The 11271-nt window shown below is 62.8% G+C and carries 10 protein-coding genes, 1 other RNA gene and 2 pseudogenes; 10 read left to right on the top strand and 3 right to left on the bottom strand.

The features are described 5' to 3' along the window. Positions 1 to 108: 108 nt before the first annotated feature. Both ACLV74_RS24790 and ffs read right to left on the bottom strand, forming a co-directional pair. On the bottom strand, positions 109 to 1185 hold the full coding sequence (locus tag ACLV74_RS24790; RefSeq protein ID WP_411882084.1) for a DUF6538 domain-containing protein: 1077 nt from the start codon (positions 1183 to 1185) through the stop codon (positions 109 to 111). Positions 1186 to 1299: 114 nt separating this feature from the next. Further along, positions 1300 to 1396: signal recognition particle sRNA small type (gene ffs, locus ACLV74_RS24785), an RNA gene on the bottom strand. 116 nt (positions 1397 to 1512) lie between these two features. Between ffs and ACLV74_RS24780 the strand changes: the two genes are divergently transcribed. The 10 genes and pseudogenes from ACLV74_RS24780 to ACLV74_RS24735 form a co-directional block, all read left to right on the top strand. Then, on the top strand, positions 1513 to 2124 hold the full coding sequence (locus ACLV74_RS24780; RefSeq protein WP_411882083.1) for a hypothetical protein: 612 nt from the start codon (positions 1513 to 1515) through the stop codon (positions 2122 to 2124). A 12-nt stretch (positions 2125 to 2136) separates the two neighbouring features. Continuing rightward, positions 2137 to 3417, top strand: coding sequence for an AAA family ATPase (locus ACLV74_RS24775; RefSeq protein ID WP_411882082.1), 1281 nt, complete (start codon positions 2137 to 2139; stop codon positions 3415 to 3417). Then, entirely contained in the window at positions 3414 to 5009 is a 1596-nt protein-coding gene (locus ACLV74_RS24770) for a hypothetical protein (protein ID WP_411882081.1), read from the top strand. The genes ACLV74_RS24775 and ACLV74_RS24770 overlap by 4 nt, the downstream gene beginning before the upstream one ends. Positions 5010 to 5081: 72 nt before the next feature. After that, positions 5082 to 6938 (top strand): DNA polymerase III subunit gamma/tau, encoded by a 1857-nt coding sequence (gene dnaX / locus ACLV74_RS24765; RefSeq protein ID WP_411882080.1) that lies wholly within the window; start codon positions 5082 to 5084, stop codon positions 6936 to 6938. 81 nt (positions 6939 to 7019) lie between these two features. Continuing rightward, a complete protein-coding gene (locus ACLV74_RS24760) occupies positions 7020 to 7343 on the top strand; it encodes a YbaB/EbfC family nucleoid-associated protein (protein ID WP_411882079.1) in 324 nt (107 codons plus the stop codon). 133 nt (positions 7344 to 7476) lie between these two features. Then, positions 7477 to 8103 carry a recombination mediator RecR gene (gene recR / locus ACLV74_RS24755; protein WP_411882078.1) on the top strand — a complete coding sequence of 209 codons (627 nt, stop codon included), beginning with the start codon at positions 7477 to 7479 and terminating at the stop codon, positions 8101 to 8103. A gap of 81 nt (positions 8104 to 8184) precedes the next feature. After that, positions 8185 to 8598: an MAPEG family protein gene (locus ACLV74_RS24750; RefSeq protein ID WP_411882077.1), complete on the top strand. Its 414-nt coding sequence runs from the start codon at positions 8185 to 8187 to the stop codon at positions 8596 to 8598. Between the two features lie 139 nt (positions 8599 to 8737). Continuing rightward, positions 8738 to 9787 (top strand): ABC transporter substrate-binding protein, encoded by a 1050-nt coding sequence (locus tag ACLV74_RS24745; protein ID WP_411882076.1) that lies wholly within the window; start codon positions 8738 to 8740, stop codon positions 9785 to 9787. Between the two features lie 191 nt (positions 9788 to 9978). After that, positions 9979 to 10806, top strand: coding sequence for an ABC transporter ATP-binding protein (locus ACLV74_RS24740; protein WP_411882075.1), 828 nt, complete (start codon positions 9979 to 9981; stop codon positions 10804 to 10806). Continuing rightward, positions 10803 to 11135 (top strand): annotated as a pseudogene (locus ACLV74_RS24735) (ABC transporter permease); the annotation flags it as partial. The gene ACLV74_RS24740 and the pseudogene ACLV74_RS24735, both read left to right, overlap by 4 nt. Here the strand turns inward: ACLV74_RS24735 and ACLV74_RS24730 are convergent. Then, a pseudogene (locus ACLV74_RS24730) lies at positions 11114 to 11271 on the bottom strand (ABC transporter permease); the annotation flags it as partial. The pseudogenes ACLV74_RS24735 and ACLV74_RS24730 sit on opposite strands and share 22 nt — an antisense overlap.

The raw sequence follows: 11271 nt of genomic DNA, 5'->3' as shown, positions 1-11271 counted from the left end.
ATGCCCAGCGTCTGATGACATTCAATGTCGCCACGTCTATCACTCCTAATTTCCCCTGCTTTTAAAACAAGCAGGGTAGTGCCTACGTGGGTCAGATTTGGATGGAAATTACTGCGTTAAGTGGATCAGATTTCGACGGAATTCAACAGATTCGGTCTTAAAGACAATTTCAAGCCCTTCCCAAGGGTTCTTTGGCAGCAGTTCCAAATCCCGCGAGGCGTACCGCAGCAGCGACTTCACCCATGTGAGCTTGTCACGCGCCGTCTTGCTACTGGTTTTCCTGTCCGGGTGCTGCAGCCAAGTTCTGAAGCCATCTCCCTGTGCTCTTGTAAGTTGAGACAGGGGCGGGTTATCTGTGGCCTCCTCGTAGGCGGAAAGAGCACGCAACACGGCGTTGTGCGAGTCAGCTGAGCGCGGCTTGCTTTCCTTCCACCGGGTGTAGATATCCCGCAGCTTGGTAGGTCTGGCTGCGGCTTTCCTCAAAAGCTGCACTGTCGGGGTGTCTATGATTTCCCCAGCATCCCTTTGCATCACCTCATGCCATGCCTGCCGGTAAGCCTTGAGCGCTTCCTGCAGGGCCTCGCGGGCACCCGGCGCGTGCGGATCAAAGGTAAGCCCGAGCTGCTGAGCCTCTTCCTTGACAAGGGGTAGGACTGAGGACAGGCGGCGCTGCGCCAGCTTTACCCCTGCCGCGTCGCTCATGACTTCATTCAACCCAGCCAGGGCAGTAGCTTCGCCGCTGGTAAGACCATCCAGGCCCTCCAGGAGGCTCCTAGGGGCGCTAACGAGGACGGTGAGGCGGCTGCGTATGGTCAGTGCCTCCAAGGGGTCCGGGGCCTTGCTTTGCAGCAGTATGAACAGCTCGGCGCGTGCAGTGGCATTGTCCCGTAGAACATCGTCAACCCTCAGGACCGTCGCCCGTACCCTTTGGGCCAGCTCTGAGGCCATTTCAATGGTCACGGTGTCGAGCTTTTGGGGGGCCAGTAGGCGGCGCTTGTCCTGGAATTCTTTCAGAAGCTTTGCCCGCTCCTGGGTAGCCAGTAAGGAGGCTTCTTTGCGGTCGCTTGTTTCGAGTGATTGGACCAGCTTGCTTTTGTTGCCGTAAGCCACCTTGAGGTCAAGGGGGACGACAACACGCAGTTGATAGACGCCTGCGCGCAGGAAGAGTCCGGGTAGTTTTGCCATGTCAGTTTTAGTCATGATGATTGATCAAAGTGACACACTGAACTGACACACGAGAGGCCCGGAAAGCCGCTACAGGCTTGAAACCCGCGTAATCATTGGGTTTCAAAGTGATAAGGTGACGAGCCTTGACCCCGGCACTGGCTCCACAGTTAGGGCTGCTTGGTTCCCCACCTGACCCGGTTGGCCGCTTTACCATGCGGGAAGGCCCGTCACTTGTTATTGTACGCGGTGATGAATTCGCATCACGAAATAACCCCAAGGGGTCTGTGGCACAATTTTGACAACTCTGCTTAAGGACCTATGCGGCATTTAGAGCCCAAACAATTGATGGACGAGGATGCCAAGCGGGTTCAGCCAAAAAAGAGCAGTCTGTTTCCCCTCGTGGCCGGCCTGATTCTTGTGGTTGCAATTGGTGGTTTCGGCTTGACCCGGCTCTATCCACCCTCAATTCCGGATCAGGTAGGCCATGCGGAAGTGAAAGAGCGCAGCGAGGCTTTCGCCAAACTGGGCCGCCTCGCAGTCCCGGTCATTCCCCAGGAAAAAACGGCCGCCGTCCTGGCGTCCATGGGCCTGAAGCCCACGGAGCTCGACGCGCTGTCCAAGGCGGTTGCGCAGCCCGAGACCGCGCCGGCCCCCGGATCTTCGCCGGCGGCTGGCGCACAGAAAGTGAGTCTGGTGGAACTGGTGCTCTGGGACACCCACGCAGCCGACGGTGACATGGTGCGCGTCACCAGCGCCGGCTACACGCGCGACGTTCTCCTTGAGAAAATCCCGACAGTTATTCATGTTCCCGGAACCGGAACCGGCGTGATCCAGGTGACGGGCTTGAAGGATGGCGGTGGAGGCATTACCCTGGGGATCAAGGGTTCGCAGCAGTCAGTCTTGATGCCCATCATGAGCGAAGGACAAACGCTCTCGTTGCCCGTGCAGTTTCAGTGATGCGCTAAAGACATGCTTGCATGGCTCAACCGTTACCTGCCGGTTTTCATCGCCCTGAGCGTGCTGATCATGCTGGTCCAACTGCTGCGGCAGGTGTGGCCGGCAGCTTCCGCCCTGACGACTTGGTTTGCGGCTGTTGAAGTGTTTTTGCGCGCCTGGAGCTGGTATTTCATTGCCGCTGGATTGACATTAGTATTTCTCAGCCTGATCTGCTGGCTGCATTGGCAGGATAGGGCCCCTCAATGGATTTACCGGGTGATAAGCATGGACATACTTGACCGTCTAACCAACAAGCAGCAAGTCGAGGAAGCTGCGGCGCGCATGGACCAGGAGTCGCTGGTGATTGATGCCGAAAGCCTCGGTTCGGCATTGAAGGCCAAGGTCGTGGGGCAGGATGCGGTATGCAATGACCTGTCCCAGCAATTGCGCCGCCGCCTGGCGTTGATGCAGCGGCAAAAGCCGGCGGGCGTTTTCCTGTTTGCCGGTCCGCCGGGTACGGGCAAGACCTATCTGGCGAAGGTATTGGCCAGTGAACTGAATCGCAAGCTGCTGCATTTCGACATGACGCAATTTTCGGCCGGCTCGTTTTCCGCGACGCAGCTTTTTGGCATGACCAAGGGCTATGTGGGCTCCGATTCATACGGCAAGCTGACGGGAGGTTTGAGAGATCACCCTGCGGCCGTTGTGTTGCTCGATGAGATTGAAAAAGCGCACCCGGAAGTACTCAAGGGTTTTCTGACCGCCTGGAATGACGGCTTCGTGACGGAGGCCTCGGATGGAAAACAAATCTCCACCAGTCAGGCGATTTTCATATTGACCTCAAATGCGGCGACCGACGTGCTGACGACCCTGCAAAAAGACTTCGCCAGCGATGCCGACAGTTTGCGAATGGCATCGGTCAATGCCCTGAAGGAGAACGGATTTGCGCCGGAGGTACTCAACCGCATTGACAGAATATTTGTCTTTGCCGCGTTGGCCGGACTGGATGTCGCGCGCGTTTGCGCGCTCGAAATGGAAGGGATGATTCGCGGCTACGGGCTGGAAGTAGCCGGCGGCGGCGTGGACCCGGTAATCATTGTGCAACTGATGCAAAGATACCGGCGCATGGGCTCGGCGGCCTCGTCGCGCGACGTTGTCCGTGCATTGGAGGAATCAATTGCCGACTCCCTGATCAAGGCGCGCCAGTTGGGATACGACCTGATTGAACTGCGCATTGAAGATGGGAAGGTCAGAGCCAAGGCCTCGCAGAAGGGGCGCCAGGCGGCCAGTGCGCAAGGCGCCGGCCAAGAATGATCGCCGCTGCAAGGCAAAGCCTTTGGCGCCAATCGAGCTACTGGCGCTGGGCGACCAGCTTCGCGGTGATCGCGCTGGCGCTGGGCATTGCGGGAGATCCATGGCGCGCGAAACCGGCAGGTACAGAACTGGGACCATCCACCTATGCGGTGCCTCAATTCGCTCCCGTGGCGAAGCCGGCAGCGCCCCCGGCTTTGCCGCAGGCAGGTATGGCCGCCGGGGCTCAATCTGCCGGAAATGCGGCGACCGACCAAGTGAACGCCGCATTGCCTCCCGTACCGGCGGCCAAAGAATCCGGGGGGACCTCTTCTTCCGTGGGAACGCAGACACGCAGTTCGGTGGTGTGGAGCGGCGGAGGGCAGGGTATCGGGGGGGCGGTTTCCGGCGGGGGATTGATTGCTGCATATTGCTGCGCAGGCCCCATGTCCACCGTCTGGACTTCAAAGCACGTATCCAACGGCCGCCATTATTGGGAGTTGACGCTTTCAGCCCGGCCCGGCGAACAAGCCGCCGACACGTGGACGGCCGCAGGCGTCGCGTCGCACGGCCCTGGTGGCGGCGGTGGCTCCATGATGATAAGCAGAGGTGGCGGATCGCAGACGTCGCTGAGCGTTGAAGTCGGAAGGGATAAATCCATTCGCAGCGGCGACGTTCTTATGTTTGCCCTGGATGCCGACAGGAAACTTGCTTTTTGGGGGGTTAATGGGCAGTGGCGCAACGGCACGCCCGGCCTGCAGGGCGGAATGCCGCTGCAACTGACGCCGGGACAGCAATTCTCTCCTTTCGGTTCTTTGAGTGCCTCGTCGAGCAATACCGCGCCTGAAGGCGATCGCTGGATCGCCAATTTCGGCAACCAGAAGTTCAAGTTCCCCATGCCGGCGGGATTCGATTCTTACGGCACTTCGGGCGGAACCAGCGCCGCTGCCCAGGTTCCCGCCGCTGTGCCGCAGGGGGTCGCGCAACCGCAAGCATTGCCGGATTCGATGATTGGTCGCATCAGCCACGGTTCGATCACGGTGAGCGGCCAGTCCATTCCCTTGCCCGATGGTGCCTGGACGACGTTGGCGCTTTTCAAGGGTTCGCAGGCGGCACCCGGAGATTCCATGGTGCTGGGACAGATCGTGTCCGGACAGTTGAAGCGCATGGTCGCAATTCACGCCTACCGGAAACCCCCTGGCGCTTCTTTCAAAGCCACGCCTATGAAAACCTGTTCGAGGCAGGACATGGCATTTGTTGAGAACACCGGGGACGTGGCCGACTCCCCCCGTTGCTGGTGGGTGAACCACGCAACATCCATTTGGGACGAGCAGGCCTTGCTGCGCTCCGCCAACCTCGAATTGGCGCAGCGCAAAGTCAATTTTTCAAGCGTTTTTATGAATGTGGGATTCCATCGGGCCAATCCGGACGGCGCCGCAACGGCTTTTTATTATTTCGATCCGGCCGAGGCCGGAATCGCCAGCAGCGCAACGCAATGGCAATCAAGCGAATGGCATAAAAGCAGGATTTCAGCTGACCCGCAACGGCTTGCCTACATTGAAAAATTGGTTGCCTGGGGACGTGGCTGGGCGCCGATCTACTTCGCCACCAAATAACTGCCAGGCTGTTATGCGGCCGCTTTGCGGGTTTTCGCGATGACGGGGATGGCACCTCGTAGAATTGGGTGCATGTCCTATCTCGTTCTTGCCCGCAAATACCGTCCCAAAAATTTCTCTGAAATGGTGGGGCAGTCGCATGTGGTGCAGGCGCTGGGCAATGCGCTGGCTACAAAGCGCCTTCACCATGCTTACCTGTTTACCGGCACGCGGGGCGTGGGCAAGACGACGATTTCGCGGATTCTGGCCAAGTCGCTGAACTGCCTGGGGCCGGACGGGCAGGGCGGCATCACCGCCACGCCCTGCGGTGTGTGCCAGGCCTGCACCGACATCGACAGCGGCCGTTTTGTGGATTACACCGAGCTGGATGCCGCGTCCAACCGCGGGGTCGATGAGATCGCGCAGCTGCTCGAACAAGCCGTTTACAAACCTGTCGTGGGCCGCTTCAAGGTCTTCATGATCGACGAAGTTCACATGCTCACGAACACGGCTTTCAACGCCATGCTCAAGACGCTGGAAGAGCCCCCTGAATACCTGAAGTTCGTGCTGGCCACGACGGACCCGCAGAAGGTGCCGGCCACGGTGCTGTCGCGCTGCCTGCAGTTCAACCTGCGGCCCATGGCGCCCGAAACGGTGCTCGAGCACTTGACGCAGGTGCTGGGCGTGGAAAACGTACCGGCCGAGCCGCAGGCGCTGCGCCTGCTGGCGCGCGCGGCGCGCGGCTCCATGCGCGATGCGCTGTCCTTGACCGACCAGGCGATTGCTTTTGGCTCGGGTTCGCTGGATGAAGCCAGCGTGCGCACCATGCTGGGCAGCGTGGACCGCAGCTATGTGTATCGCCTGCTGGACGCGCTGGCGCGCGGCGACGGCAAGACGGTGGTGGAAACCTCGGAGGCGCTGCGCCTGAACGGCCTGAGCGCGGCCTCCACGCTCGAAGAAATGACCACCGTGCTGCAACGCATGGCGGTGCTGCAGGCCGTGCCGGAGATGGGGGAGGGCGACGACGACGCCGACCCGGACATCGCCGAGACGGCGCGGTTGGCGCGCGCTCTGCCGGCGGACGAAACCCAGCTGCTCTACAGCCTGTGCCTGCACGGCCGCGGCGAGCTGGGCCTGGCGCCCGACGAATACGCGGGCCTGACCATGGTGCTGCTGCGCCTGCTGGCCTTCAAGCCTTCGGGCTCCGCCGCCTCCAGCCATGCGGGGGGTGCCGCCGAGCCCGGAAAAAAGCCTCAGCCTGAGGGTGCGCGGGCCGCCGCGCCCGCGTCCGCGCCGGCCGCTGCCCCCATGCCGGCCGCCGCGGCTCCGGCCGTTGAAAGAAAACCGCCCGTAGCGCCAGTGGCACCTCCCGCGCCGCCGCCCCAGGCGCCGGTTGCGCAGGCCGAGCGCGCGCAAGCCCCTTCCCATTTCGCCGCGAGCTCCCCGGCCATGCCGGAGCCGCCGCCCGTGCAGGCCGCGCCGCCGCCGCAGCAGCAACGCCAGCCGGCCAGCGCGCCATCGACCACCCCCCCGCCGCTGGTCCCCGTGCCCTTCGGTGAAATCTGGGGCCAGACGGTCAACCAGCTGGTGGCGGCCGAGGCCGTGGCGGCACTGACGCGCGAACTGGGCTTGCAGTCGGAACTGCGCAGCCAGGAAGGCAGCGTGTGGACGCTGCGCGTGGAGCGCGAGTCGCTGAACCAGGCGGCCGCGCGTGAAAAGCTGCAGGCCGCGCTGCAAACCCATGCGGGCGATGCCGCGCTCAAGCTGGTGGTGGAAGTCGGCCCCGTGACCGACACGCCGGCGCGCCGCAACGGCGCTGCCGCGGCCGAGCGCCAGCGCGCGGCCGAAGAGATGATCCAGAACGACCCGCTGGTGCAGGACATGATGCGCGACTGGGGGGCCAAAATTGTCCCCGGCAGCATACGGCCGCTGGCCGCCAAGACTATATGATCAAAGCCGGTTTGCAGACACGTTTCCAGACTCCCGACACCGCTCCAACTCCCCGATTTCAAGACTCAAAAGGAAGATCCCATGTTTAACAAAGGACAACTCGCAGGCCTCATGAAGCAGGCGCAGGCCATGCAGGACAACCTCAAGAAAGCCCAGGACGAACTGGCTTTTGTCGAAGTGACGGCCGAAGCCGGCGCCGGCCTGGTGAAGGTCACCATGACCTGCAAGCACGACGTCAAGCGCATCGAGATCGACCCCAGCCTGCTGGCCGACGACAAGGACATGCTGGAAGACCTGGTGGCCGCGGCCTTCAACGCCGCCGTGCGCAAGGCCGAAGAAGTCAGCCAGGAAAAAATGGGCAAGCTGACAGCCGGCCTCCCACCCGGCATGAAGCTTCCCTTCTAACTTTCCAACTTCCCGGCTTTGGGCTACGCATTCACCAGCAGGGGCCGCGGGACTGGCTTTGCCAGACCGCAGGCGCAGCGCCCCCCCGGGGGGCAGAGAGCTACACGCAGTGAGCGAACGTGGGGGCTCACGGGTGGCTGATTCCAATGCTTTAGAAGGCCTGACCCAGGCGCTGCGCAAGCTGCCGGGCGTGGGCGCCAAGTCGGCGGCGCGCATGGCTTTTCACCTGCTGCAGCATGACAAGCCCGGCGCCCTGCAGATTGCCCGCGCGCTGGAGCACGCGGTCGGCAGCGTGCGGCATTGCGTCCTGTGCAACACGCTGACCGAGCAGGCGCTTTGCACCACCTGCGCGAACCCGCAGCGCGACCGCAGCAAGCTGTGTGTGGTCGAGACGCCGGCCGACCAGGCGGCGCTGGAGCGCACGCTGGCCTACAAGGGCCTGTACTTTGTGCTGATGGGCAAGCTCAGCCCGCTGGACGGCATAGGCCCCAACGACATCGGCCTGCAAAAGCTGTTCGACCGCGTCGTGCCCAAGGACGAACGCGGCGAGGCTTTGCCGCCTGAATCGCGCGAGGTGCAGGAAGTGATTCTTGCGACCAACTTCACCGCCGAGGGCGAAGCCACGGCGCATGTGATTGCCCAGGCGCTCAAAAGCCGCGGCGTGCAGGTCACGCGCCTGGCGCGCGGCGTGCCGGTGGGCAGCGAACTCGAATACGTGGACCTGGGCACGATTGCCCACGCGCTGGTGGACCGCCGCTGAGGGGCGGCTTTTTTTGAACCCGGCCCGGCAAATGACCGTAGCGACCGCAACGACACAACAACAATCGAAAGGAAACCCACCATGACATTCGCACGCTTCACCATTGCCTATTGGTGTGTTCTGATCGCAGCCCTGTTGCCCATCGCCTGCGCGGGCCTGGCCAAGTACGGCATGATGGGCACGCCGCGGCGCGACGGCGGATTTGACAACCACAACCCGCGCGGCTGGCTGGCGCGGCAGACCGACTGGCGCGCCCGCGCCAACGCCGCCCAGCACAACACCTTTGAAGCGCTGCCGTTTTTCTTCGCGGCCGTGATCATCGCGCACACCTTGCAGGCGGGGCAGACGCGGCTGGACATCCTGGCGCTGCTGTTCATCTTCCTGCGCATCGCCTACGTCATGATGTACGTCGCCGACCTGGCCAAGGCGCGCTCGGCCATCTGGGCCGCCGCGCTCTTCATCAACATCTGCATTCTTTTCTCCGGTTATCGCTGAAGAATGACCGGGTGTCGGCTGCGGTAACCTTTGGTAACCGCAACCCATCATTTCTGGTGAAAACCCGCACGGGATGATACCGATGCGGGTTTTTTGACGCCTCGATAAGCTTGTGGCAACCACAAGAAAAGAGGACTGCATGAACCGCGCCCCCCTGATTTCCCGCCGGACTTTCGCCGGCGGCACCGCGCTGGCAGTGGCGACGCTGGCACTCCCGTCGCTGCGCGCCCAGCCGAAACTCGAGAAGACGAAGATCGCACTTTCCGTCGGCGGCAAGGCTGCTTTTTATTACCTGCCGCTCACGATTTCCGAGCAACTGGGCTACTTCAAGGCCGAAGGGCTGGACGTCGAGATCAGCGACTTCGCCGGCGGCGCGCGCGCATTGCAGGCGGTGGTGGGCGGCTCGGCCGACGTGTGCTCGGGCGCGTTTGAGCACACCATCAACCTGCAGGCCAAAAACCAGATGTTCCAGGCCTTTGTGCTGCAGGGCAGGGCGCCGCAGATCGCCTTCGGCATCTCGACGAAGAACATGCCCAACTACAAGTCCGTGGCTGATTTGAAGGGCAAGAGGATAGGCGTGTCGGCGCCGGGCTCGTCGACCAACATGATGGCCAACCTGGTGCTCTCGCGCGCCGGCCTCAAGGCCGGCGACGTGAGTTTTATCGGCGTGGGCACCGCGGCCGGCGCGCTGACCGCGCTGCGCTCGGGCCAGATCGACGCGATGAGCAACACCGACCCGGTGATGACCATGCTGGAGCAAAAGGGCGAGGTCAAGATCATCAGCGACACGCGCACCCTCAAGGGCACGGTGGAAGTGTTCGGCGGCTCCATGCCGGCGGCCTGCCTCTATGCGCCGCTGGAGTTCGTGCAGAAGAACCCCAACACCTGCCAGGCGCTGGCCAACGCCATCGTGCACGGCCTCAAGTGGCTGCAGACGGCCGGCCCCGGCGACATCATCAAGACCGTGCCCGAAAGCTATTTGCTGGGCGACCGCGCGCTGTACCTCGCTTCGTTCAACAAGGTGCGTGAATCGATCTCGCTGGACGGCATCATCCCCGACGACGGTGCGCGCACGGCCCTGAAAGCGCTGGCGAGTTTCGACACCAGCATCAAGGCCGACAAGATCGACATCGCGAAGACCTATACCAACGAGTTCGCGCGCAAGGCCAAGGAACGCTTCAAAGCCTAGATATACAGCCCCCACGCTCGTCACTTCGTGTACTTCGCTGCCCCCCGAGGGGGCCGCTGCGCCTGCGGCCCGGCAAAGCCGGTTCCGCGGCCCCTGCTGGTGAAGATCGAAATCCGTCGCTGCGTTCGTTGCTCCTCAACTCGTTCATCTTCGAGCTACCTCGTGCAGGCAGCTTGCCTTAAGCTCCAGACATGCACGACTCCGACAACGCTTACGCCCTGGAGCTGATCAACATCAGCTGCACCTTCCGCTCGCGTGACGATGCGGGCCAGCGCTACACGGCCGTCAGCGACACCACGCTGCGCATACGCGCCGGTGAATTCGTTTCGGTCGTCGGGCCCACGGGCTGCGGCAAGTCCACCCTGCTCAACATAGGCGCGGGCCTGCTGGAGGCCTCGTCGGGCGAGGTGAAGGTGTTCGGTGCGCCGCTTTCAGGCATCAACACCCGCGCCGGCTATATGTTCCAGACCGAAGCGCTGATGCCCTGGCGCAGCGCGCTGGCCAACGTCATGGTGGGCCTGCAGTACCGCGGCGTCCCCGACGCGGAGGCACGCCGCCAGGCCCAGGCCTGGCTGGAGCGCGTGGGCCTGGGCGGCTTCGGCGACCGCTACCCGCACCAGCTCTCGGGCGGCATGCGCAAGCGCACCGCGCTGGCCCAGGTGCTGGCGCTGGACCCGGACATCATCCTGATGGACGAGCCCTTCAGCGCGCTCGACATCCAGACCCGCCAGCTCATGGAGAACGAAGTGCTGGAACTCTGGGCCGCCAAAAAGAAGGCCGTGCTTTTCATCACCCACGACCTCGACGAAGCCATCGCCATGAGCGACCGCGTGATCGTGCTGTCGGCCGGCCCGGGCACGCACCCGATAGGCGAATTCGCGATAGACCTGCCGCGCCCGCGCGACGTGGCCGAGGTGCGCCACCAGCCGCGTTTTGTCGAGCTGCATACGCAGATATGGAATGTGCTGCGCGACGAGGTGCTCAAGGGTTACACGCAGCAATTGAAGAAGGCGGCATGACCGTGTGGCGCTACCTGAAGCCCTCTGAAAACAACCTGCGCGCCTGGCAGGTCGGCCTCCTGGTGCTGATCCTGCTGGGCTGGCACGCCGCCTCGCGCGACCAGCAGGTCGCGTTTTTCCTGGGCGAGCCGATCAAGGTGGCCGGCCGCGTCTGGAGCTGGTTCATGCCTTTCGGCTTCGGCCCCAGCGCGCTGTTCCCCGACGGCCTGCCCGGCAATGCCGACATCTACCTGCACCTGGGCACCACCTTGCTGGAGACCGTGCTGGCCTTCGGCATAGGCACCGTGCTGGGCCTGGCCTGCGGCCTCTGGCTGGCGCTGGCGCCCAGCATGCGGGCGTTGGCCAGCACCACGGGGCTGACTTCCTTCACGCCCTGGTAGACATTGAAAAAGACGATGAAGAACACCAGGGTGACAGCTAAAGCCACCTTGCTCCAGATGCCCAGGCCCAGCCACAGCGAAAAGA

The sequence above is a fragment of the Polaromonas sp. YR568 genome (assembly GCF_943369415.1).
Classification (GTDB): Bacteria; Pseudomonadota; Gammaproteobacteria; order Burkholderiales; family Burkholderiaceae_C; genus Polaromonas.
This window is presented reverse-complemented; position numbering and strand designations above follow the sequence as displayed.

Coding starts and splice junctions, on each gene's coding strand:
- ACLV74_RS24790 (WP_411882084.1), bottom strand. CDS start 1,185: ATGGCAAAACTACCCGGACTCTTCCTGCGCGCAGGCGTCTATCAACTG.
- ACLV74_RS24780 (WP_411882083.1), top strand. CDS start 1,513: ATGGACGAGGATGCCAAGCGGGTTCAGCCAAAAAAGAGCAGTCTGTTT.
- ACLV74_RS24775 (WP_411882082.1), top strand. CDS start 2,137: ATGCTTGCATGGCTCAACCGTTACCTGCCGGTTTTCATCGCCCTGAGC.
- ACLV74_RS24770 (WP_411882081.1), top strand. CDS start 3,414: ATGATCGCCGCTGCAAGGCAAAGCCTTTGGCGCCAATCGAGCTACTGG.
- dnaX (WP_411882080.1), top strand. CDS start 5,082: ATGTCCTATCTCGTTCTTGCCCGCAAATACCGTCCCAAAAATTTCTCT.
- ACLV74_RS24760 (WP_411882079.1), top strand. CDS start 7,020: ATGTTTAACAAAGGACAACTCGCAGGCCTCATGAAGCAGGCGCAGGCC.
- ACLV74_RS24750 (WP_411882077.1), top strand. CDS start 8,185: ATGACATTCGCACGCTTCACCATTGCCTATTGGTGTGTTCTGATCGCA.
- ACLV74_RS24745 (WP_411882076.1), top strand. CDS start 8,738: ATGAACCGCGCCCCCCTGATTTCCCGCCGGACTTTCGCCGGCGGCACC.
- ACLV74_RS24740 (WP_411882075.1), top strand. CDS start 9,979: ATGCACGACTCCGACAACGCTTACGCCCTGGAGCTGATCAACATCAGC.